This window comes from Paenibacillus sp. IHBB 10380 (genome assembly GCF_000949425.1).
In the GTDB taxonomy this organism is placed as follows: domain Bacteria; phylum Bacillota; class Bacilli; order Paenibacillales; family Paenibacillaceae; genus Paenibacillus_AQ.
Genome location: NZ_CP010976.1, coordinates 4,336,669 through 4,360,503, shown reverse-complemented (window position 1 = coordinate 4,360,503; position 23,835 = coordinate 4,336,669). Strand labels below are relative to the sequence as shown.

General features: G+C 44.6%; 17 protein-coding genes and 1 pseudogene. 17 read left to right on the top strand and 1 reads right to left on the bottom strand.

Annotated elements, in window-relative coordinates; all coding sequences use genetic code 11:
• The first annotated feature begins 104 nt into the window (after nucleotides 1-104).
• The 8 genes and pseudogenes from UB51_RS19895 (at nucleotide 105) to UB51_RS19860 (ending at nucleotide 11,555) form a co-directional block, all read left to right on the top strand.
• Nucleotides 105-1,184 carry a S1C family serine protease gene (locus UB51_RS19895; protein ID WP_044878776.1) on the top strand — a complete coding sequence of 360 codons (1,080 nt, stop codon included), beginning with the start codon at nucleotides 105-107 and terminating at the stop codon, nucleotides 1,182-1,184.
• On the top strand, nucleotides 1,181-3,112 hold the full coding sequence (locus tag UB51_RS19890; protein WP_234405477.1) for a stalk domain-containing protein: 1,932 nt from the start codon (nucleotides 1,181-1,183) through the stop codon (nucleotides 3,110-3,112). The genes UB51_RS19895 and UB51_RS19890 overlap by 4 nt, the downstream gene beginning before the upstream one ends.
• Nucleotides 3,113-3,260: 148 nt before the next feature.
• Complete coding sequence (locus UB51_RS19885; protein ID WP_044878774.1) at nucleotides 3,261-5,777, top strand: U32 family peptidase; 2,517 nt, start codon at nucleotides 3,261-3,263, stop codon at nucleotides 5,775-5,777.
• A 188-nt stretch (nucleotides 5,778-5,965) separates the two neighbouring features.
• Nucleotides 5,966-6,844: a UTP--glucose-1-phosphate uridylyltransferase GalU gene (gene galU, locus UB51_RS19880; RefSeq protein WP_044878773.1), complete on the top strand. Its 879-nt coding sequence runs from the start codon at nucleotides 5,966-5,968 to the stop codon at nucleotides 6,842-6,844.
• Between the two features lie 548 nt (nucleotides 6,845-7,392).
• Nucleotides 7,393-7,752 (top strand): annotated as a pseudogene (locus UB51_RS19875) (GDP-mannose 4,6-dehydratase); the annotation flags it as partial.
• A gap of 269 nt (nucleotides 7,753-8,021) precedes the next feature.
• On the top strand, nucleotides 8,022-8,996 hold the full coding sequence (locus UB51_RS19870; RefSeq protein WP_044878772.1) for an ABC transporter permease: 975 nt from the start codon (nucleotides 8,022-8,024) through the stop codon (nucleotides 8,994-8,996).
• An 18-nt stretch (nucleotides 8,997-9,014) separates the two neighbouring features.
• Entirely contained in the window at nucleotides 9,015-9,923 is a 909-nt protein-coding gene (locus UB51_RS19865) for a carbohydrate ABC transporter permease (protein WP_044878771.1), read from the top strand.
• 33 nt (nucleotides 9,924-9,956) lie between these two features.
• Entirely contained in the window at nucleotides 9,957-11,555 is a 1,599-nt protein-coding gene (locus tag UB51_RS19860) for an extracellular solute-binding protein (protein WP_044878770.1), read from the top strand.
• A 102-nt stretch (nucleotides 11,556-11,657) separates the two neighbouring features.
• Here the strand turns inward: UB51_RS19860 and UB51_RS19855 are convergent, their stop codons facing one another.
• Nucleotides 11,658-13,937, bottom strand: coding sequence for a helix-turn-helix domain-containing protein (locus tag UB51_RS19855; protein ID WP_044878769.1), 2,280 nt, complete (start codon nucleotides 13,935-13,937; stop codon nucleotides 11,658-11,660).
• A gap of 190 nt (nucleotides 13,938-14,127) precedes the next feature.
• Here UB51_RS19855 and UB51_RS19850 point away from each other — a divergent pair, with 190 nt between their 5' ends.
• The 9 genes from UB51_RS19850 to UB51_RS19810 all read left to right on the top strand — a co-directional run bounded on the left by UB51_RS19850 (nucleotide 14,128) and on the right by UB51_RS19810 (nucleotide 23,802).
• On the top strand, nucleotides 14,128-15,150 hold the full coding sequence (locus tag UB51_RS19850) for a carbohydrate-binding family 9-like protein (RefSeq protein WP_044878768.1): 1,023 nt from the start codon (nucleotides 14,128-14,130) through the stop codon (nucleotides 15,148-15,150).
• A 6-nt stretch (nucleotides 15,151-15,156) separates the two neighbouring features.
• Nucleotides 15,157-17,775, top strand: a complete 2,619-nt coding sequence (locus tag UB51_RS19845; RefSeq protein WP_044878767.1) for a transglutaminase domain-containing protein — start codon at nucleotides 15,157-15,159, stop codon at nucleotides 17,773-17,775.
• Nucleotides 17,776-17,799: 24 nt separating this feature from the next.
• On the top strand, nucleotides 17,800-18,828 hold the full coding sequence (locus tag UB51_RS19840; protein ID WP_044878766.1) for a glycoside hydrolase family 18 protein: 1,029 nt from the start codon (nucleotides 17,800-17,802) through the stop codon (nucleotides 18,826-18,828).
• A 34-nt stretch (nucleotides 18,829-18,862) separates the two neighbouring features.
• Nucleotides 18,863-20,149: an alpha-L-fucosidase gene (locus UB51_RS19835; RefSeq protein WP_044878765.1), complete on the top strand. Its 1,287-nt coding sequence runs from the start codon at nucleotides 18,863-18,865 to the stop codon at nucleotides 20,147-20,149.
• 460 nt (nucleotides 20,150-20,609) lie between these two features.
• Nucleotides 20,610-20,825 carry a hypothetical protein gene (locus tag UB51_RS19830; RefSeq protein WP_199924951.1) on the top strand — a complete coding sequence of 72 codons (216 nt, stop codon included), beginning with the start codon at nucleotides 20,610-20,612 and terminating at the stop codon, nucleotides 20,823-20,825.
• A gap of 27 nt (nucleotides 20,826-20,852) precedes the next feature.
• Nucleotides 20,853-21,536: a hypothetical protein gene (locus UB51_RS19825; RefSeq protein WP_044878764.1), complete on the top strand. Its 684-nt coding sequence runs from the start codon at nucleotides 20,853-20,855 to the stop codon at nucleotides 21,534-21,536.
• Nucleotides 21,533-22,735, top strand: a complete 1,203-nt coding sequence (locus UB51_RS19820; protein WP_044878763.1) for a glutathionylspermidine synthase family protein — start codon at nucleotides 21,533-21,535, stop codon at nucleotides 22,733-22,735. Before UB51_RS19825 ends, UB51_RS19820 begins: the two co-directional genes overlap by 4 nt.
• 24 nt (nucleotides 22,736-22,759) lie before the next feature.
• Nucleotides 22,760-23,413 carry a hypothetical protein gene (locus UB51_RS19815; RefSeq protein WP_144407124.1) on the top strand — a complete coding sequence of 218 codons (654 nt, stop codon included), beginning with the start codon at nucleotides 22,760-22,762 and terminating at the stop codon, nucleotides 23,411-23,413.
• Nucleotides 23,410-23,802 (top strand): DUF350 domain-containing protein, encoded by a 393-nt coding sequence (locus UB51_RS19810; RefSeq protein ID WP_044878762.1) that lies wholly within the window; start codon nucleotides 23,410-23,412, stop codon nucleotides 23,800-23,802. Before UB51_RS19815 ends, UB51_RS19810 begins: the two co-directional genes overlap by 4 nt.
• Nucleotides 23,803-23,835 lie beyond the last annotated feature (33 nt).

Below are 23,835 nucleotides of genomic sequence, written 5' to 3'. Positions count from 1 at the left end.
TGGATGTGATACATTTGGATTAATCCTCATATAACTAAGAGTAAGAGATAGATATATAGCCTATTAATTTTGAGGAGTACATAGAGAGGTTGGGGTGAGGAGAAATGAGTAAGGTGGGGAAGAAAAGTGTCGTTGTGCTATTGTGTGGCCTAATGCTAACGAGCGGGGCATCCGCTGTAGAGGCGAAATCTAAAGTGAATAAGGCGATCACAACAGTTAAAAGTACGGAGACGAATATCGTTGATCCAGTACCTCAAATTGTAAAAAATATATCACCATCCGTCGTGGGTATTATAGGAAAAGCCACAGGTAGTAGTCAGAATGATAGTGTGGATCGATATAATTTAACGCATGGTACAGGTGTTATTATTAAGTCAAATGGTTGGATTGTAACCAACGCTCATGTGATTGAAGGTCTGTCCAACGCTGTGGTAGTGACCTCGGAGGGAGATACCTACAGAATAACAGATACTCGTGTGGATGTGACCAGTGATATTGCTCTAATCAAAATCAATGCCAAATCGCTTAAAGTAGCTAAGTTCGCCAAATCAGCTAAAGATACGCAGGTTGGGGAGAAGGTAATAGCCATTGGAACGCCGATCTCATTCTCACTGCGGAATTCTGCATCAGTTGGTGTCGTGAGTGGGCTGAATCGTGCGTTGAATGCTTCATACCGATTGATTCAGACGGATACGGCTATCAATCCTGGTAATAGTGGGGGACCCCTTGTCAATATGAAGGGTGAGGTGCTCGGAATCAATTCTATGAAATTTGCTGCGGTTGGTGTTGAGAATATGGGTTTTTCCATCCCATCAGAGACTGTTCAATACATTACGAGTAACTTGTTACAATCTGGAGAAGTGAGTCGACCAAGTCTCGGGCTGGAACTCGAAGAAAGCTGGTCAGCTATTGTAGGCCTACCTACGGACGATCCTTTAACGATTACGAAGGTACAATCATCGGAAGCTGTAAAAGCAGGAATACAAGAGGGTGATGTGCTTTATAGTATCGATGGACATACGGTAACCTCCGTGGTTGATATTAACGAGCTATTCAAGAAGTATGTATCTGGTCAGACTGTTAAATTAATGATGCAGAGTGATGGAGATATCGTGATTCGCAAGTTGGTATTAAGTAGTAAAGACGTGACCCTTGATGAAGTAACAGACGGAGTGAAAATATGATGGGGATGAGAGGACGTAGAGCGTTGAGAATATTACGTATATGGGTGTGTAGTGTATTAGGTATCTTAGTACTACTGACAAGCATGGCACTTCCCGTGTTTGCAGATCAGAGCCACAAGCAAGAGCTCAAGCTAAGAGTAGGAAGCAGTAAGGCTAGTATTAACGGTGAGCAATTATCTATAGCTAAACCCTATTCGTCTCACGGAATTACAATGGTTCCCGTAGGTGTGTTCAAAAAAGCCTTCGGTAGTCAAATTAGACTAGAGAAAGAAAATATCGTAAAGGTGTTAAATGGACCTCATACCTTAGTTATGACCATTGATGAGCATATTGCTTGGATAGATGGGAAAAAGTCTAAACTTACAACAGCACCAACTATGGTATCTGGTACATTAATGGTTCCGCTTCGCTTAGTTGCACAGGGAATTGGTGCGAAGGTGAGCAGTAGTGCGGATGGTACGCTGTCGATTAGTCTTGAGACTAAGCAAAATGCAGCTAATCCCGATGTATCAGGAATCGATAGTGATGTAGGTAAGACGAAGATCGGAAATAGTTTCTATGAATGGACGATCAATTACCCTACCGAGCTTATTATCGGTTCAGGGGGAGAATATGAGAATATTGCTACCTTTAGTGATGCTGAGGAAGCTTATTATGTTGAGGTTCATGCTGACAAGCAGGATGTGGAGCTTGAAGCAGATGATTTAATGCAACAATTAGTTGAGGAAGCTAAGAGCGCAGGAGAAGTCATTCTGGATCGTGAAACCTTCCCCAATGCTAAAGTCCCTTACGCTAGTATTATTCTTAAAGATAGTGATGACATTCTATGGGAATGTCGAGCCTACTATCACAATGAACGATTATATGAAGTGTATCTTGCCGATTTGCATGCTAGTAACTATAAAGACTTAAGTAAGTATTCAGCATTTCTAAATTCCTTTAAACCAGAGTTTAACAAGAATGATGTGACAGTTAAGGATCTTTCGAACGTCATTGATGGGATGCGCAGTGTTTACAACAATGATTACGGTATTACTCTAAACGTACCCGCGGAGTGGAGTATGAACAATTCGAGCATGTACTATACAAGTGAAGAGGGAAGTTATCTGAAGCTAAATGTATCATCTGTTCCTAAAGATTCTACTCTTGAGGAATGGAGTACACAGATGAAGAAGTGGATGGAGGAGTCTTTTGTCACAGAATCCTATAAAATTGTAGATACGTATCCTATTCAGTTATCGGGCAACAAGGCGTTGGTTAACGAAGTGAAGTACAATTACGGAGATGGCTGGGTGACAGAGTATGAAGTGATGCTACAGAAGGATGGGTTCCGTTACTACGTCGAGTATTCGGTACCTGATGATCAGATTGCTGATCTCAATAAGTTCAAGGACATCATCAAGTCCATCGAGATTGAATACGAGGTAGTATCTGAAACATACGGGCGTATGGAGCAAGATACTTATCTGATAGATAAGTTGAAGACGATTACGAAGAGCTCCAAAGCTTTTCAATATAAAATCAATATTCCACAATATTGGACGGCATATGAAGATCGATTCGAATATTCTCCGGTGGAGTATGAGTTTACAGGTGGACGGTTTATGATCACAGTAGAGAAGGATAGTTCAGTTGAAGCTGCTGTTAACCAGCTGAAGGCCTACTATAATGAAGCGATTAAGAACCAGAAGGATTTAAAAATCCAAAGTACTGAAAATACGACGTTCGCGGGTGTTCCTGCTACAATGATTAAATTACATCAGATTAAGGACGGTATTCCCTATACAGGGAGCCAAATTATTTTTGGTAATCAAGGTGTGACTTATACCATCACAACATCGCTGAATGATTCGAATGCAACGGAACTGCAGAAGAGCATACTCGAATCGACATTGAAGTCTTTTGTATTGAATAAACAGTTCAACTAGCATGTGGGGCAGTCCTAAGGGGCTGCTCTTTGTTGTTGTTCAGAGAGTTGAAATGATTGGGAAAGGTAGAAGCTTGGTGCGATATTTGCTACAATAGATCGAATGGATTAAAGTCCACTGTCCTAAGGGATGGTTTGGGAGGATATAGATGAAGAATCAAGGAATACAAAGAGGAGACGTTGAACTACTAGCGCCAGCCGGAGATTGGGACTGTATGCGTGCAGCGGTGGCGAATGGTGCGGATGCTATCTTCTTCGGTGTGGAAAAGTTTAACGCTCGTGCACGTGCGAACAATTTCCGAATGGATGAACTGCCTGAGATTATGGCGTTTCTGCATAGTTATGGTGTTGAGGGTTTCTTAACGTTCAACATTCTTGTGTTTGAGAATGAATTAAGCGATGCGAAAGAACTGGTTGAGGCGTGTATCGATGCTGGAGTAGATGCCATAATCGTACAGGATTTGGGGCTTGTCAAAATGGTGCGTGAAATTTCACCGGATTTCCCAATCCACGGCTCAACACAGATGACGATTACTTCACCAGAAGCGGTGGAGTTCACGAAGCCTTGGGATTTTGAACGGGTAGTGCTTGGTCGTGAGAACAACCTGAAGCAGATTAAGAAAATTGGGGATCAAGCAAGACTCCCTATGGAAGTATTTGTTCACGGAGCACTGTGTGTCTCTTACTCGGGACAATGTTTAACTTCGGAAGTATGGGGCGGACGTTCTGCGAACCGTGGGGAATGTGCACAGGCTTGTCGTTTGCCTTATGACCTGATGGTTGATGGTGTGCAGAAGCCTATGGGGGATGTGACTTATTTACTATCTCCGAAGGATTTAGCAGCTATTGATATTATGCCGGAGTTGATTGAAGCGGGTGTGATCTCTTTCAAAATTGAAGGACGTTTAAAGACTCCTGAATATGTTGCGAATGTAGTTAGCAAGTATCGCAAGGCGATTGATCGATACTTCGAAGGTGATTCTACAGCCCCAAGTAAGGAAGAAATAAGAGAGCTTGAGCAAAGTTTCTCTCGTGGTCTTACACATGGTTTTCTTGATGGTACGAACAATAAGAAACTTGTAGATGGGACATTCCCGAAAAGTCGCGGGGTATATCTAGGTCGAGTAGAGCAGATCCTACGTGATGGCGTAGTCTGCCGTATAGATGCGCCATTGAAGAAGGGTGACGGCATTGTGTTCGACGCTGGAGATCCAACGCAGAAGGAAGAAGGCGGTCGCGTCTACGATATCCGTCGTAAAGGCGTGAAGCTGGAAGGTGAAGCGGGTGAGGGCTGGATCATTGATATTATTCCAGGGCGTAATGATGTCAATCTGCAAAGACTAAACATTGGTGACCGCGTCTGGAAGACGAATGATCCTGCACTGGATAGACGACTTCGCCAAACCTATGAGACAGAGAAGCCTTACCGGGTATTCCCAGTTCATGTGAAAGCTGTAGGCCATATCGGTGGTTTACTTACGACATGGTGGACCGATGTACAGAAGGGGACGACCGTTCGTGTAGATTCGGAGATGGAGCTTGAAGCTGCCCAGAAGCGGCCGATGGATTATGCTCTGCTGGAAGAGCAATTCGGACGCCTAGGCGGAACTGTGTTCCAGCTTGAGCAGCTTGACGTCCAGCTACAAGGGGACGTCATTGTCCCTATGCGCGAGCTGAACAGTATCCGCCGCCGTGCGGTGGAGCAACTTGCCGGCGAGCGTCCGAAGCCGCCGGTATACGTGAAGCGTGCGGTTTCGGTTTACAGCGATGCTACGAGAAGCGCATCGCAGCCAGTTCAGCGCGGCGAAGCGGAGCTTACCGCTCTGTGCCGCAGTCTGCCACAAGTACAGGCTGCTCTCGAAGCAGGCGTAGGAATGATCTATGCTGACTTTGAGTTCATTAAGCAGTTCCCGGCAGCGGTAGAAGCTGTTCGTGCCGCTGGTGCAAAAATTGCGTTGGCAACACCGCGTATTCATATGCCAGGGGAGAATGGATACCATAACAACATTTTACGATTACAGCCAGATGCTGTACTAGTTCGTAATACGGGGGCACTATACTTCTATTTGCGCCATCGTCAAGAACAACCAGATGCTTACCATCCAGAGATCATTGGTGATTTCTCATTGAACATTGCTAACCATAAGACTGCAGATCTGTTCATTGAATCCGGATGTGATATGATCACTCCATCCTATGACCTGAACATTCAACAGATGGTAGATATGCTGGGTCGTGCTAACACATCTAAGATGGAGATCGTTATCCATCAGCATATGCCGATGTTTCATACAGAACACTGCGTATATTGTACGTTCCTTAGTGAAGGTACGGATTTCACGAACTGTGGGCGTCCGTGTGAGGAACACCGTGTTTCCTTACAAGACCGTATTGGGATGTCCCATCCCGTTCGTGTAGACGAAGGCTGCCGCAACACTGTTTATAATGCAGTTGAGCAGTCTGGTGCCGAATACTTGACTAACTTCATGGAGCTTGGTGTATCCAAGTACCGTATCGAATTCCTTGAAGAAACCCCTGAGCAGGTGCATGAAGTCATTGATCTTTACAAACGTGCAATGCTTGGAGAGATTAGTGGTACGCAAGTATGGCGGACACTGAAGGCAACGAATCAGCTTGGTGTAACGCGTGGACAGTTAGTGAAATGATAATAATGCAGGCATAGCTTATGTGCTAATAAAGATTGATTCATCCTACGTATGGGATGGATCAATCTTTTTTGTTATAATGAGAGTAAATTTTAATTAGGGATAGAAATATGGGAGTATATTGCAGTGTATTACTTGTGTTATATTGCATAGAAGAGTTCTACTTACAGATATGAAGGAGGTTTCTCATGAAAATCCGTAAAGCAATCATCCCTGCCGCGGGCTTAGGAACTCGCTTCTTACCTGCTACAAAAGCTATGCCCAAGGAAATGCTACCGATCGTGGACAAGCCCACCATTCAATATATTGTAGAGGAAGCGGTTGCCTCAGGAATTGAAGACATTATTATCGTCACTGGGAAAGGAAAACGGGCAATCGAGGATCATTTTGACTATTCCTTTGAATTGGAGCACAATCTAGAATCAAAGGAGAAGTGGGACCTACTTAGTGAAGTTCGCAAGTCATCAGAAATGGCTGACATTCACTATATCCGCCAGAAGGAACCGAAAGGATTAGGACATGCCATCTGGTGTGCCCGCAAGTTTATTGGTAATGAGCCTTTTGCTGTCCTGCTGGGAGACGACATAGTGGAATCGGAAGTTCCATGTCTAAAGCAAATGATGAATGTGTATGAGCAGTACCAATCCTCCGTTGTAGGTGTGCAGCCTGTCCCGTGGAACGAAGTATCTAGGTATGGAATTGTGGATGCTTCGTTAATAGAAGAAAGGGTATACCAGGCTAATCGATGGGTGGAGAAACCGAAACAGGAAAAGTCCCCATCCAATCTGGCTATAATGGGACGTTACATTTTAACGCCACATATTTTTGATCTACTCGGTGAACAAAACGCTGGCGTGAATGGTGAAATTCAGCTGACAGATGCTATTGCTAGACTGGGCGAGTTAGAGAGAATACTCGCCTACAACTTCGATGGGCAAAGACATGATGTAGGGGAGAAGTTAGGCTTTATTGAGACGACGATCCACTATGCACTGCAACATCAGGAGCTAAGAGAAGGCCTTTTGCAGTATATGAAGCAAACGATTCATCAGATTGAGCATTCATAGTCATAGCTATTTTATCGTAAAGCGACGACCCGGAGTGTGGTCGTCGTTGTTCATTCTATAGTAACGGCTAAACCCCTATTCACAGAGGGTAGCTGCTTTAGTAGTTCTGGATTAGAATTAAAAGTCTACTTTCCAGAAGTGGCTCAGGAGAGAATGGATACCACAACAACATTTTGCGATTACAGCCGGATGCTGTGCTACTTAAGGCAACGAATCAGCTTGGTATAACGCGAGGGCAGTTAGTGAAATAATAATAATGCAGGCATAGCTTATATGCTAATAAAGGTTGATTCATTCTACGTTTGGGGATGGATCAAGCTTTTTGTTATGTTGAAATAATCGTTGTTAGATTCGTAGTAAGTCAATTATCTATTACAAATCTACAAGGCGATCCAGATAAGCTTGATCTTATGGTATTGATATCAACAAAAAACACCAAAATCATCAAAGCGCGGAGAATTAGAAATTACTGCTGTAATGATGCATACATTGAACGTAATGAGTTAAATGGAAGTAATATCTTTGGAGAAGAGATGGCGAAACTGTTTGTGAAACTTCTTGTTACCGGTGGTGCCGGTTTTATAGGTAGTAATTTCGTGATATATATGCTTAAGGAGCATCCTGAATATCAGATCGTAAATATAGATGCTTTAACATATGCGGGTAATTTGGAGAAACTTCAAATGATCGAGAATCACCCGTATTACTCTTTTGCAAAATTAAATATTACAGATGCTAGGGCGATAGATCAGCTGTTCCAGCAAGGAATCAATGTAGTCGTTAACTTTGCAGCAGAGTCTCATGTGGATAGGAGTATTCTGAATCCGGAAGCTTTTGTTAAGACTAATGTCCTCGGTACTCAAGTGTTGCTCGATGCTTCCAAGAAATATGGAATTGCTAAGTATGTGTAGGTATCTACGGATGAGGTTGGTCGAATTTGCGCAGAGTCATAAACAGAGGATTTTGATCAAGAATTACACATGTTATCTAGGTCGGGTACAACCATCATTTATCGTGTTATGCCTGTTAGTATGCGGTTTTTGGAATGAACCAAAATGACATATTTACGAATTCATCTGCTATCGGCTATTCTTTTTGTAAGCGCTACCAACAATTGAATCGTAGCGTGGATAACAGCTAGAGAAACACTAACTTAATCAAGAGGGGGTGAGATACTATGCAGGATACAAACAGTACCCGTATCATAACAAGTAGCGTGATCCCGAAAGTGAAGGGGAAGAACGAAAAGAAGAAGAGACGGAACAAAATAATTCAGAACTGGGAATTGTATATATTCATTGCGCCAGCATTTTTTTACTTCCTTATTTTCCATTATGGGCCGATGTATGGTATACAGATTGCATTTAAGAACTTTGTTCCTACTAAAGGTATTCTAGGCAGTTCGTGGGTTGGCTTTGACCATTTTATTCGCTTTTTCAACTCGTATTACTTTTGGGATTTGCTATGGAACACACTCAGCATTAGCCTGTATGAATTGGCCGTTGGATTTCCAATTCCGATTATCTTGGCGCTGGCATTTAATGAAGTGAGGAACGGGCCATTTAAAAAGACGGTTCAGACGGTAACGTATGCACCTCACTTTATTTCCGTCGTCGTTATGGGTGGTATGATCATTACATTCTTGTCTCCCTCATCGGGTATTGTCGTTCACATCATTGAATGGCTTGGATTTAACGCACCTCAATTCCTGACGGATCCCAAATGGTTTAAGACGATGTACGTGTTCTCAGGCGTTTGGCAGAGTGCTGGCTGGGGTACGATTATTTATTTGGCAGCTCTATCCGGCGTGGATCCACAGCAACATGAAGCAGCTATTATTGATGGAGCTACGAGACTTCAACGCATCAGATATATCAACATTCCAATGATCGTTCCAACTATGACGATTCTATTGATTCTGAGTGTGGGTAGTTTGTTAGGCGTAGGGTTTGAGAAAATACTACTATTGCAAAACCAACTGAACATGGAAGCATCGGACGTCATTTCGACATTTGTATATCGTTCGGGACTAGTAGATGCCCAATACAGTTTCTCTACGGCGGTTGGCTTGTTCAACTCGGTTGTTAACGCATTCCTGTTAATTGCTGTGAACCAAATCGTGCGCCGTACCAATGAGAATAGTTTGTGGTAGAGGAAGAGGGTGAATCAAATGATTTCCGCTGTTAAAGATACGGGGCGAGACAAGGTATTTGTTATTTGTACCTATATTTATGTGTTTTTAGCCTTTATTGTTGTGGCTTATCCTCTGGTGTATATGCTTAGTGCTTCCATTAGTGATCCGAAGCTTGTCAGTTCCGGTGAAATGTGGCTTTGGCCAAGAGGCATTACGTTTGATGGTTATAAAAGAGTGTTTGAGAACTCGAGTATATGGACGGGGTATATGAATACCATCCTCTATACCGTGGTGGGAACGATGATCAATCTGATCGTCACGTTGCCAGCAGCATATGCCTTGAGTCGTAAAGACTTTGTTGGACGCAACTTTTTTATGGGTATGTTTATGGTCACCATGTTCTTCGGGGGAGGCCTTGTGCCGAGCTATTTACTTATTAAAAATCTAGGTATGGTCGATACCATGTGGGCGATTGTGATCCCTTCGGCAGCGTCGATCTGGAATATCATTGTATCTCGGACGTTCTTTCAGTCTACAATTCCGAATGAACTGCAAGAAGCCGCTCAAATCGACGGATGCACCAATATGAGACTGTTCTTCAGAATCGTTCTACCTTTGTCGATGCCGATCATTGCAGTCATGGGATTGTTCTACGGTGTAGGTAACTGGAACAGCTATTTCTCGGCTCTTATTTATTTAAACGACGAATCTAAATTCCCACTGCAGTTGATCTTGCGTCAAATTCTAGTTCTGCAAGAAATGTCTGCACAACCAGGAGGATCTATGGATGCGACGACGGCGTTGGCACTTAACAACAAGGCAGAAGTCGCGGCTCTGGTTAAATACGCAGTCATCATCGTTTCAACGTTGCCAATTATCGCAATCTATCCGTTCCTTCAGCGGTACTTTGTACAAGGGGTCATGATTGGGTCCGTAAAGGGCTGATCTTATAAATGATAAAAAGGGGAGAATGATTTCATGAGAAAGATTCGTAAAGCATCAGCACTTTTGTTATGTCTCACACTGTCCATGTCCTTATTATCAGCTTGCGGCTCATCCAATGAGACTTCAGATGAAGTCAGTGCTTCCAAGACGGCTGATGACGTCCAGAAAGAGGGTTTCCCGATTGTTAGTAAGCCACTTACCTTGAAGATGATGTCGCAGGACTTAGGGATTCAAGACTGGAAAGAGATGCCTGTGCTTCAGGAAATGGAAAAATTAACAGGCATCAAGATGGAGTACAACAATGCGACACCTGAAAGTTTCTTAACGAAGAAGAACCTCGTATTTGCCAGCGGTGATTTACCAGACATATTCTACGCGGCGGATATTGGGAAATCGGAACAAGTGACATATGGAAGTCAGGGCGTACTTATTCCGCTCGATGATTTGATTGAAAATTACGCACCTAACCTCACCAAAATTCTGGATGAGAATCCGGATATCCGCAAGTCAATTACGACGCCTGATGGTCATATTTATGCGTTACCGAATATCGACTTGTCTGCCGTCTGGTACCGTGGTCCTATGTGGTATAACGGAAAGTTCTTAAAAACCCTTGGTGTATCAGAACCTAAGACGACGGAAGAACTTTACACCTATCTGAAGCGTGTTAAGGAAGAGGATCCAAACGGGAATGGTAAGCAAGATGAGATTCCGCTCTCATCCGTGAAGCTTGACGATTTACGCATGTACTTCTTTGGCTTCTGGGGGATGTACAGTGAGGATATTTATGTCGATAAGGAAGACAAAGTACACTACCCATATACGGAAGAAGGATACAAAGGTTACCTCACATTCATGAATCGTTTGTGGAATGATAACCTGCTCGACCACGAGACGTTCTCGCAGACAAATGATCAGAAGAAGGCTAAGGGGATAAACAACCAACTTGCACTGTTTAGCGAGTGGTTTCCTAACTTCACTTTGGGTGGCGAGCCGGACAGCAGTAACCCAATGATGACACTGGTGGAGAGTGAAATCGCGGGTTCTCCTGTGTATGGTAAACATCCTGGTCTTTCTACGAGTGGCACCTTTGCCATTTCTAGCAGCAATCCGGCTCCAGAAGCAACTATGCGCTGGGTGGACTACCAATACAGTTATGAGGGTGCTTCTCTGTTCGCACAAGGACCTGAAAACATACTCTGGAAATATACTGACAAAGAGAATCATATGAAAGAATGGCTTCCTGTTCCTGGCGGCGGTAATCGTGATGAATATAAGGGAAAGCTTACACCTAATAATGGTGTCGTCCCTCCAGGCATGAACCGAAGCGATCTTACTAACGGATTAAGAAGTGATTTCGACTTATGGCTTGATAAGGAAAATGAAGAGAAGTTGATTCCGATCGCCAAAGCGCCCTTCCCAAGTGTTTATTTATCGAATGAGGAGCAGTCTGAGACTTCCACTTTACGGTCTGATCTAGATACGTATGTCAAACAGATGGAAGCGAAATTCGTAACGGGCCAGGAACCTCTCTCCAATTGGGATAAATACAAGGCTCAAGTTGAAAAGATGGGCGGTAATCGTATCGTGGAAATTTATCAGGGTGCATACGATCGTTGGAACGTCGAGTAACAAATAAATAGACTGTCTAACGTGAGATGCAAGCTAACCCGGCCATGCATCATGGTGATCGGGTTAGCTTGAGCTTGCATCATGGCTATTCTTTAATGAGGGTCAAGTGCCCGATTTGATCCGCTCGTTCTCTGTGTGAAGTTTACGGTATTGGCCAGGGGTCAATCCGGTTTCCTTCTTAAATTTACGGATGAAGTTCGGTGTATCGAGATAACCGACTCGCATAATAATGTCCTTTAATGGGTCGTTCGTCGTTTTTAATTGGTGCATAACCTCTTCCATCCTTTTTTGCCATATATACGGGATGAAGTTTAATCCCATCTTTTCCTTGAATGAACGGCTAACATGTGAAGGAGAGATGGCGAACTCGAAGGATATCGTCTCAAGACTAAGATTATGGTCCATATAGTGACTGTTAATGTAGGCAATAACTTGATCCATCAGGGAATGCTCTTTCTTCATCTGATTACGCTCGACCTGAGCACAGATCCGGGAAGCAATATTTAGGAAGCTGCGCTCCAATTCATCCAATGAATTGAACATCATATGAGGGGCCATTTCCTGCATCGCGTTATCGATGCCGAGTTCAGATGCAGTCTTCAGCATCGTATTCAGAATGTCGAAGCAGATGCAGCGCATAAGCAGTGCGGAAATTTCTGATGTATTCAAATGACGGAACTCCGGGCGGATGATCTGTGCCGCTACAGCATAGCTTCCTTGCTTCAAGCTTTGTGAGAGCTTCAGTAACACGTTATCTGGGATCCAGTACGTGTGGTCTGGCGTATAGGACAGCTTCTCGAAAAAAGTGACGGTGCCATGATCGGTTGACGTGCGTAATTCAAACGCGGAACAGGCCTCAATAAAGGATTGATTAAGTTGGTCAGGACTAGAATAACAGGTCCCAACGCCAATCGTTGGAATAACGTCGACCATTTCGAGTATATTGCCGCGTATGTCTTGGACAATGTGTTGGACATGGATGAACTCTTGCATGGCGGCATCTAGATTGAAGCTGACAATGAGCGCGAGTTGTTTCGGTTGAGGAAGTTCAACGCCGTAGGCATGTGCAGCCAGTTCGTGGAACTCCATCCGGGCAAGAAGCTCAATGATCTCCTGTCTATCTTGTTTATTGTTTTGCCCGTCTTCCAATTCGCCCCACCCGATCAGCATAACGAAGTGGTGAGTTCGGTCGAATTGAAGATTGAATATTTCTAAGAGATCTGGCGGTTGGTTTTGAGCGCTTCCGTATTTCAACAGCATGAAGAGAAAATGATTTCTTGCATAGGGCTCTTGAAGGTCTACTCGTGAGCTGTAATCTACAAGTAAAGTCCGAATTCGTTCAAGCTCGTTACCGGATTGGACAGATTTGTTGGCTAATCGGTTTGGTTTGGCGTTGGAATTAGCGAATTCCGCCAGAGTGGATATGGGTTGGTATTGAATTCGGGCCAGCATAATCGCGATCGCAGCTCCGACGAGCACGACGATGGAGAACAACATGATAATGAAGCTGCGAACATGCAGGACGCTGCTGAAGAATTGAGCGCTCGGCATCAATGTCACATATGTCCATCCGTTATTTTCTGATTTAACGGATACGATGGAATGCTGTTTGCCGTTTAATGTCTGGCTGTGAATCCCTGGAGACAGCCCAAATAGGAAGTTGGCCTCAGCCTCCATAAGGGATTCACCTTGACGGTTATCGGTTAGAATTTGGCCGTTGTTATCAATAATATAAGATAGCCCTTGGTAATTACCTAGAATCGAATCAATTAAGCTGGTAAGTTCAGCTTCATTGATGAAGTACATGACCGTTCCGTGCGGGCTAGGGCTGTTCGGTGTAATCGGAACAAGATAAGCCAGAATCGATTGTTGAAAGGAGTTGCGGTTGAGGAGATCCGCCGGGCGCATCGTTGGTAATTTGACGCTGTTCAAATCATAGATAAGGTCTTTAGGAGTCCAATTGTGGAAATTGTACTTGTCCGTAAATACGTCTAGACTCGACATTCCTTGTGAAGAGTAAATGCGTTTATCATTATGGAAGTACAAGAGCATTTCACCAATGATGGAACTGGGTGCTTTATATTGATCCAGTGCTTGAATGGCTTCTCTGCCCAAATAGGGATCATGAACCCGATATGGAGTAAGCCTCTCGTCATAGGAGATACGCGAAGCGATGTCACTCATTTCTTTTATCCGGTCATCAATGATATTTTTGGTTTGCGTTAATTGATTGAGATGAGAACGTTCAATCTCAGCCCGGAGATTAGTGACAGCGTTTCCATAGATGAATAACGTAATGAAGACTAATGGGATGATCAAAATGAACAAGTAGGACCAGAAATATTTTAAGAATAGTTTGGACTTAAAGTAATTCGGTTTCATATATTTGTCCTCCTGCAAATTCTCGATGATGAAGTTTCTATGTATTGTTATTTATTTGCTTGCCATTCATTGTTTCATGATAACAAGAAAATCAAACAAATACGAGAAGTATCATTATGGAAATAGGATTAAATTAGTGCTAAGTATACGATCTTAAGGCTTAAACGTAAAAACGATAGGAGGGAATGACGTGAATCAAAGTGGAGTACCGGAGCCGAACATTGAATATGCTCCGAAACATTATATTTGTAAACGCGCGACTGAACCACTCATTCTGGACGGTCGTGTGGATAAGCATTTCTGGACGGAAGCTGATTGGAGTGACGATTTCGTTGATATTGAAGGAGACCTTCGTCCGAAGCCTACGAAACGAACCCGAGTGAAAATGCTGTGGGACGATGATTATTTTTACTTTGCGGCGGAATTGATGGAAGAACAGATTTGGGCTACGTTGACGGAACGAGATTCGGTTATTTTTTATGATAACGATTTTGAAATATTCATTGATCCTGACGGAGATACGCACCAATATTACGAGTTCGAAATCAATGCGTTGAACACGGTATGGGATCTGCTGCTGGTCAAGCCATATCGTGATGGCGGGCCTCCGGTTAATGCCTGGGATATTAACGGACTACAGACGGCAGTGCATATTGACGGTGAGTTGAATTGTCCAAGTGCGGTAAATCGAAAATGGAGTGTTGAGGTGGCTATGCCTTGGACTAGCTTGAGAGAATGCGCGCTCGAAGGCCGCCCTCCGGTAAAAGGTGAATTCTGGCGCGTTAATTTCTCCCGCGTTGATTGGCGCGTAGAGGTTAAGGAAGACGAATACTGCAAGGTTGTGAATCCAGACACAGGGAAGCCTTATCCAGAGGATAACTGGGTGTGGTCACCGATGGGAATTATTAATATGCATTATCCGGAATTATGGGGCTATGTCGTGTTTGCTGATAAGTACGGCCCTGAATACTTTGAGCCGTCACCAGATGAACGCATGAAGTGGGAGCTACGTAAGCTTTATTATCGTGAGCGCAATTTCTTCGCAAACAACGGTGAATTTACCACAGATGTGAAGATGTTGATGGGGAACGAGGCATGGAGTATTACACCAACAATCGAGGCAACCAGCAGACTGTTTCTGATTTCAGCGCCGTCATCCGACGGTAGCGCAACCCTGTATATCAGGGAAGATGGAAAGTTGTGGAAGGAGTAATAACTAATGACTATTCAAACTTCTGTGTTCTCATTGGATGATCGGACCATGGAGCTTATCGAGCGTAAGTTCGGCGAGAAGCAGCTTGTCGCTCAGGCGCGAAATGTTCAGTTGTTCAATATATTTCGGCAGGAACTAACTGAAGAAGAGACATGGGCACTCAAATTCTTGTATGCGTATATGCCTTTGAATGATTTGGCCGATTACGAAGGTTCATTATTCTTGAGCCATGTCCGCCAAACATTGGACATCCGCAAGCAGGTTCCATGGGGCGAAAGGGTTCCTGACTCCCTATTTCTAAATTTCGTGTTACCGTACCGGGTGAATAGTGAGAATATCGAAGATTGTCGAGGCATCTTATTCGATGAATTGGCAGATCGTATCGTGAACTTGTCAATGGCGGAGGCCATTCTAGAGACGAATTATTGGTGCCATGAGAAAGCAACATATATTGGAAGTGATTCGCGGACGATCTCGCCGCTGACGATGATTAGGAATGCGCGTGGCCGCTGCGGCGAAGAATCGACACTTGCGGTTGCGGCGCTCCGAAGCTTAGGCATTCCTGCCCGACAGTGTTATACCCCACGCTGGGCTCATTGCGACAATAACCATGCTTGGGTGGAGGCATGGGCTGATGGGCAGTGGGTTTACATCGGCGCATGTGAACCGGAACCACGACTGAACCAAGGATGGTTTAGTCCACCCGCTCGAAGAGCGATGCTTATTAACACACGGATTCCTGCGAACTATCCTGGTCCGGAGGACATCACGCTTGCTCACGAGTGGTTTACGGAAATCAATCTACTCGGTAATTATGCACCTACGCGGACAATCACGGTTCTTGTGAAGGATGAGAACGGTCAGGCGGTTGAAGGTGCCAAGGTATTCTTCGAGTTATACAACACGGCCGAATTATCACCCATTGCCGTGCTACCGACGAACGAATGGGGCGAGGTCTCATTCAAGACAGGGTTTGGTGATCTTGTCATTCGAGCGGTACATGTAGGCCGGTGGGGTGAAAAGAAAATCACAGTTGCAGATGGTGAACATTTCGAGGTCGTTCTTGACCAGACACAGCAGCCAGAAGGAACGGTGGATTTTGATCTGGTCCCGCCGCCGGAACGGGAGGGTGACGCAACAGAACCGGTATCCGAGGAAGAGATACAGCGGCATAACGGCCGTCTCGAGAAAGGAATGCTGATCCGGAAAAGCTACGAGGAGACATTCGTAGATGAAGCTCAAGCGAGTGATATCGCTCGGATACTTGACCTACAGCCTGAGCGGGTATGGGATGTGCTGCACAAAGCGCGTGGGAACAGCCGCGAAATTGCAGCTTTCCTGGAGGAACGTTGTCATGACTATGGCGAGTGGCCGCTGCGTCTACTAGAAAGCTTGAATGAAAAAGATTTGATAGATACGTTCCGTGATACTTTGGACGATCACCTGATCGGATCCCTCTCTCAACAAGGAGAGTATCCGGAAGATATCTTTGTTCGGTATATCCTTTGTCCGCGTGTACAATATGAAATGCTTGGACCGTATAAGCGCTTTTTCCAAGGCGAATTCACCGAAGCGGAATCGGCTATATTTAGAGCGAGCCCATCTGATCTGGTGCGTCGTCTGAATGAGGAGTGGGAGATCAGGGAAGATTTGTCCCAATTAAAAGGCAAGGGAACACCCCTAGGTACCTTCCAGTTGAAGAAGGGAGACCGTACTTCCCTTGATATTCTGTTCGTAACCGTCTGCCGCAGCCTAGGAATTCCGGCACGACTGCATCCGAGTGAACAGAAGCCGCAATATATGACAGATGATAGCTGGGAAGATGCGGTATTCGGGAAAGAAACAGATCAGGATACGGAGAAGAAGAATAATGGCACACTGCAATGCCTTCGGGATGTCGAATCGGCAACGGAAGCCCCGGTAGCTTCGTATTCTGAGAACTTCACTTTTGCGCGGTTGGAGAATGGAATCTACACAACGTTGCTCTATCCGCAAGGTAAATTGGATGTGTACGATGAGCCGTTCGAAGTCGAGCAGGGATCTTACCGAATGATAACGGGCATGCGTCTGAAAGATGGAACAGCACAGATCCGTTGTACTTATTTCACGGTGTATGCCGGTGAACAAACAGAGGTGACCCTGTCATTCCGCAAAGTTCAACTTGACATTCCGGTGCTTGGTTCAGTCAATCGGAACAGCATGTTCGCCTTGTCGGACGGAACAGATAAGACACTAGGGGAACTGGTGGGTACGAAAGGAGCCTTGATCGCTTGGATCGAACCGGAGCGGGAGCCGTCTAAGCATTTGATTCGCGAAATTTGTGAGCTTGCTGAGCCGTTCTCGAAAATCGGCGCCCCTATCATTCTCGTGGTCGGCGATGATAAATGGACCGCATCGTTCGATCCTTCCGGATATCCGAGTCTGCCGTCTGGTAGCATGATTGTCCGGGATTCCGTATATGATTCACTACAGGGCTTTATGTCACAGCTTGCGGAGAGGGAAGATAGCTTCCCACACGTCTACGTATTGGACGAACAAGACCGCATTCGATATACGGAGTCGGGGTATAAGCTGGGAATTGGTAAAGAAGCTCTACAGGTCCTTTCTGGAATATGGAAACCATAATATGAACAGGAGTGAACGAGACGAGTGAAACAGAAATATATTGTGGCTGGTTATGTTGTTGATTCCAAGCTTCCCGATTTGACTCAGGAGGACTTGGTGAAATTGACCCATTTGAATGTAGCATTTGGACATGTTCAGAATGATGAGATCCGTACGGATCATATGAAGCATATGGATGTCCTGCAGAGTATAAAAGGTGAACATCCCGAACTAAACGTGATATTGTCTGTCGGAGGATGGAGTGCTGGCGGATTCTCTGAAGCTGCTGCTTCCGAAGAGGGAAGAAGCGCAATGGCCAATTCGGCTGTTCGGGTATTGACTGACTATCCATTCGATGGAATTGACCTGGATTGGGAATATCCTTGTTATGGAGAAGCGGGCATTCAATCAAGCCCTGACGATAAGAGTAACTTTACGTTACTACTAAAGACTATGCGGGATGTGTTGGATCGTAAAGGGGTGCAGGACGGACGGCATTATTTACTTACGATCGCCGCAGGAGCCGATCAGTATTATGTAGACGGCACGGAGATGGATCAAGTACAGCAGTATTTAGATTTTGTGCAGGTGATGACATACGATATGCGTGGAGGTTTTCAGATTCTGACGGGCCACCATACGAACTTGTATACACCATCAGGGGATCTATTCCGTATTAGCACGGAATCTTCTATCAATATGTTTATCCGTGCAGGTGTTCCTAGGGAGAAAATCGTGATCGGAGTGGCATTCTACTCCCGTATATGGCAACAGGTTCCTGATATTAATCACGGTCTCCATCAAATGGCTGGAAGTACGGGAGGATATGGACCGGATTTCACGGACCTTAGCGCCAATTACATCAATAGTAACGGGTATACCCGTTATTGGGATGAGGAAGCGAAGGCACCGTACCTCTTTAATGGCACTAGCTTCATATCTTACGATGACGAAGAATCGCTTCGGCACAAATGCGACTATGTTAAGAATAATAATTTGGCTGGAATGATGTTCTGGGAGTACGGCTGCGACAAGACACATCGGTTGCTCGATACCATGCATAAAGGACTTTGATACGATAGGCAAGATTAAGGGGGCGGGATGACACATGGACAAGTGGTTTGAAAAGGCGAAGTTGGGAATTTTTATTCACTATGGTATTTATGCAGTAAACGGGATCTCTGAATCGTGGTCATTCTTTAATGGTGGGATCTCATATGAAGATTATATGAAACAATTAGACGGCTTTACAGCCTCGAAATTCAATGCTGACACATGGGCAGATCTCATTGAAAAGTCTGGTGCGAAATACGCTGTTCTTACAACAAAACATCATGATGGAGTAGCCTTATGGGATACGCAATATAGCGACTTAAATGTAGTGAAGAAGACCCCTGCTAGACGGGACATCATTAAAGAATATGCCGAAGCGATTACGAGTAGAGGGATTCATCTTGGAATGTACTACTCTCTGATCGACTGGTCACACCCAGACTATCCAAGTGTCTATCAAGATGGTATCGTCCCTGAGGATTTAAGCAAAGTTAATAAATTCTCAGAGCCTACAGATGGCGTTCAAGACGAAGAGAGATGGAAGAAATTTCTCGAATTCAACAACAATCAGTTACAAGAGATTCTAACCAACTATGGTAAAGTAGATCTCTTATGGTTCGACGGTGATTGGGAGAGAAGTGCTGAGCAGTGGAATCTACCTGCCTTCAAGCAATACTTACAATCATTCAACTCAGACATTATCATCAACTCACGTCTGCAAGGTCATGGCGATTACAAAACACCCGAGCAAGGCATTCCGATCACAAGACCCGAGGGCCCATGGGAATTCTGTACAACCATCAATAGCTCTTGGGGATATGTGCCAACGGACAACAAATACAAGTCATTGAAACAGATCATTCGGATGTTCTGTGATTGTATCACCTTGGGGGGGAACATGTTGCTCGATATCGGGCCTATGGAAGATGGCACGGTAGATCCTAGAGAAGAAGCTATTCTGTTAGGACTTGGCCAATGGATTAGAACGCATGAAGAAGCGGTGTTCGAAACGGATGAAGGGATTTTGCCACGTTACTACTTAGGCGGTAGCACGATTTCTAAGGACAAAAAGACCCTGTACCTCCTCGTATATGACGATCCCAAAGAGTGTGTATGTCTCAAAGGATTATCGAATAAAATCAATAAAATTACAGTGCTTCATACCGGCAAAGAACTTACACATGAAATTCATGGCGGCGTACCCTGGTTCAACATTCCTGGAACCACATGGATTCATATGACACCTGAAGATGCACATGAGCATGTTACCGTTCTTAAGCTAGAGCTTGAGGGTGAATTGGACATGTATGGTGGTTCTGGGGCCGTTGTCACACATAATTAAATCTGAAATTCAACAAAATGTAAGAACAGTAAAGAGCCGCCTATATAAGAGGGCTCTTACTGTTCTATTTATGCTGTCAAAAGGTCGTTGTATTCCTCAGGAGTCATCCTTTATTTGTCGACACTAAGTATCCCGGAAAGTATTTAAGTTAATCAACGGGTTGACATAAAAAATATTATTCGACAACTCATGACACTACATGACTTGGAGTTACAAATTTATACAAAATAACCTTCTATCTTAAATAAACTAAAAACACTACCATGGAAGTAGATTGTGAAAATGTAGCGTTACTTTGGAATGTTAAACCACTAGCTTGCTAATGGTTACCTTTCTACATAAATTAAATGTGGGGATGTGACAATTTAGTATTCTTTATTATGCACCTTTATCGTTATGAAACGTAAAGATGCTAATGCCGTATCAGAAGCATGATGGTTATGAGGGAGGAAGAATCATAGTGGACAATGGAATGAGTGTCATCTTGTTTGAGAAAATGCCGGAAGGCGTGCTGCGTGTTATTGAGGAGCGTACGTGGAGCATGAATATGATTGCGGCATTAGAGCATGTCAATTATCTTGTGGTTGGTAGCCAGGAATATGAGACTGTTGAGGGGCGGCTGAATGTGGACGAAGGGAAGCTGGAGCTTCTGCTTGTTCCTATGCGTAGCGAATGATAAATGACAGGGGAGGAGGAGCTTGTGGTGGCTAAAGATGAAAATGCTAAAGAATTAGCTGTATCGAAATTGTTTACCCCAGAAGGAAAGCCGATTCGTATATTGTCTACCTCGCTCGGTCTAGCCTTGCTGGCTAATGCACTATTTGTTCCGAGTGCTGCAGGTGCAAGTGGCGGTACCAGTACCTCTGGGGAAGAGCCTCAGCTCGTGTCTTGGTCTACAGAAGAGGTCAAAGCGTATTTTGACAAAAATGTAGACTGGAACATTCCATATCCAGATGAAGGAACGAAAGAGGTCGTGCAGCAGGAACAAGGGGCAGTGACCTCTAATGGAACGACTGTAGTGAACAACTACGGCGGTAATAATTCAGGCTTTGGCTGGGATGATTTGTTATTGTACCACATGCTATTTAACAGTGGCTCCAATTACTCATCAAGAGGGTGGCACAACGACCGTCCAACCTATTATGCAGGGACCAAGAATACGTATAAGCCCAGTACTTATAGTAACGATAAGTTCCAGAATAAGACCGTTCCAGGCTCTGTGGTCAAACCGAGAACATCGACCTCATCCAGTGGTTCCATTACAAGAAGATCTACTTCCTCGAAGGCCGGAAGTATCGGGGGCAAGTCCAGCGGTCTGAGCTCCTCGAGCTCTGGATCTGTATCCTCATCGAGGTCAAGCTCAAGCAAGAGTGGTTTTGGCGGATGATCCATAGTCAGAGTGTATTTGAGTTTCTAGATCAATCCGCTCTTGAACGAGCACCCCGCGTAGAGCAGTTGCATGAGCTAGGATTTACCTGGGCAGACCTGGAGGGTGAGGAATACTGGTTGGATGCAGTTGCAGTTATGCGCAGCGAGACCTACAAGGAGCTTGAAGAGGCCTCCTGTAAGCTCTGGCATATACTCGACAAAGCTGTCCGTTATGTTCATCGTAGGCATGATTTATATGATTTGATCGGCATCCCGCCGCTCTTGTGGGAGATGCTTGACCAATGTCCTCTATCTGCACAGGGATTAATCAGCCGTTATGCCCGCTTCGATTACGCCGTGGCTGATGACGGTACGATTAAGCTGCTGGAGCTGAATGCAGATACGCCTACTGGTTATGTAGAAGCTTCAATTGCTACCCCTTGGATATGTGAACAGGCAGGCATATCCAGCCCTAATACCGCGATGAAGGAGCTTCTCGCAGCGGCGTGGCAGGAGGAGCAGCCGGATACAGTGGCCTGTATTGCATACGGATCTCATCAGGAAGACTCCGGCACGATTGAAGCGCTTGTAAGGCACAGCGGCCTCCATATTCAATGTGTGGATTGCCTCCACTTATCCATTGATAACGGTGTCGTGAAAGATGGTGAGGGACGTATTATTAAGCGCATGTTCGCCCTGTACCCCAAAGAATGGATGGCGGTTGACGAAGGTGGCGATGCGCTAGCTTATGCGGTTGAGACCGGTAATCTGCAGCTCTTTAATTCACCACACAGTATATTGTTGCAATCCAAGGGACTCATGGCAGCGGTATGGGGGATGTACGAGCTGGGCCTTCACTTTAATGAAGAAGAGCGTAGGGCCATTGAAAATTACATTTTACCTACGTATAACAAGCCGGTGTTTTCCGGGAACTTTGTGTCCAAATCAGTATTTGGCCGTGAGGGGGGTTCTGTGCGTCTATTTGATGATAGCGGTACACTGGAGCTTCAGGATGAGGACGGCTTCGATAGCAGTGTGTTATTTCCCTCTGTTTATCAAAAAAGAGCCGAATTAGCCCGGATAAACACAGCGGAAGGTGAACTTCATCTGTTGACCGGCATGTTCGTCATTAATGGGAAGCCTTGTGGGCTGCTCGGGCGGGCAGGTGGACCGATTACAGGCAATACCAGTCATTTTATCGCGTTGGGAGTGAGATAATTGCGTATGAAGATGGAAAGAGAAATGGGAGTCTATGCATTAGCACGAACATCGAGGATCGGAGTAACCGTATGTCTTATGTTTTTGATGGTACTTTTGTTAAGTGCATGCTCTGGTAATCAGGATAGTGTATTCCATACGGATTCCACTGTAGAGACTATTGCAGAAACCACAGAATCGCGAGTACCTTGGGATTACCGTGTTGTAGAGAGTACAGTGGGGGATTTGATCGGTAGCGATATGACGATATTGCCCGATAACGAACTCCTGCCCAATGACGGTAACTATGCAACAGGTGACAAAATTTGGATTTTGAAGTTTATGGATGCCGAGCTAATAACAGATGAGGATAAGCGTAACGAAATCCGTTTGTCCTCTTGGACCCCTATCAAATCTTATAAAGATCAGAAAACGGCTGTAGAAGATCTAACGAATCTCAAAGTGTCGGTAACAACGGATGTTGATCTTGTGGGTGTATATAAGACTAAGTTTAAGGGTAAGACGAGAAACTTTGCCGTGATTGAGCTACCTTCTGGGAACCGGATCAAGCAGCCGATTGACGATAAGCGCTATACGGCATTGGAGAAACAGAAGACCACATCTGTGGTATTGGAAGAAGTACATGATTTTGCCGATTATGATTCGGCCTATGCGAAATTTAGGGGGTGGGCTAATTGATAATCGTTGTTAATTTAGTAATAAGTGTTCTTGTTATCATTCTTCTTCAATTATTAGGTATGGTTATATTTAGCTGGATGACTCCGTTCAAGGATATGGAGGAACTGAAGAAGGGGAATGTAGCAGTAGCTCTGGCTCTTGGCGGCAAGTTTGTAGCCACAGCCATCATTCTGGGAATAGCGGCTTATACGAATACATCTATATGGTTTATGATGCTCTGGTTTGCGGTAGGTTATCTATGCCTGATAGCAGCTTACTGGATCTTCGAATTAGTAACCCCTGGGTTTAAAATTTCGGATCACCTACAAAAGGGTAATGTAGCTGTAGGTATTATGCTCTGCATGGTGTTTATCGGGACGGCATTTGCCGTCAGTAGTCTTATTATTTAGTTCATTGCATATTCAACAAGGATAATTTCGGCC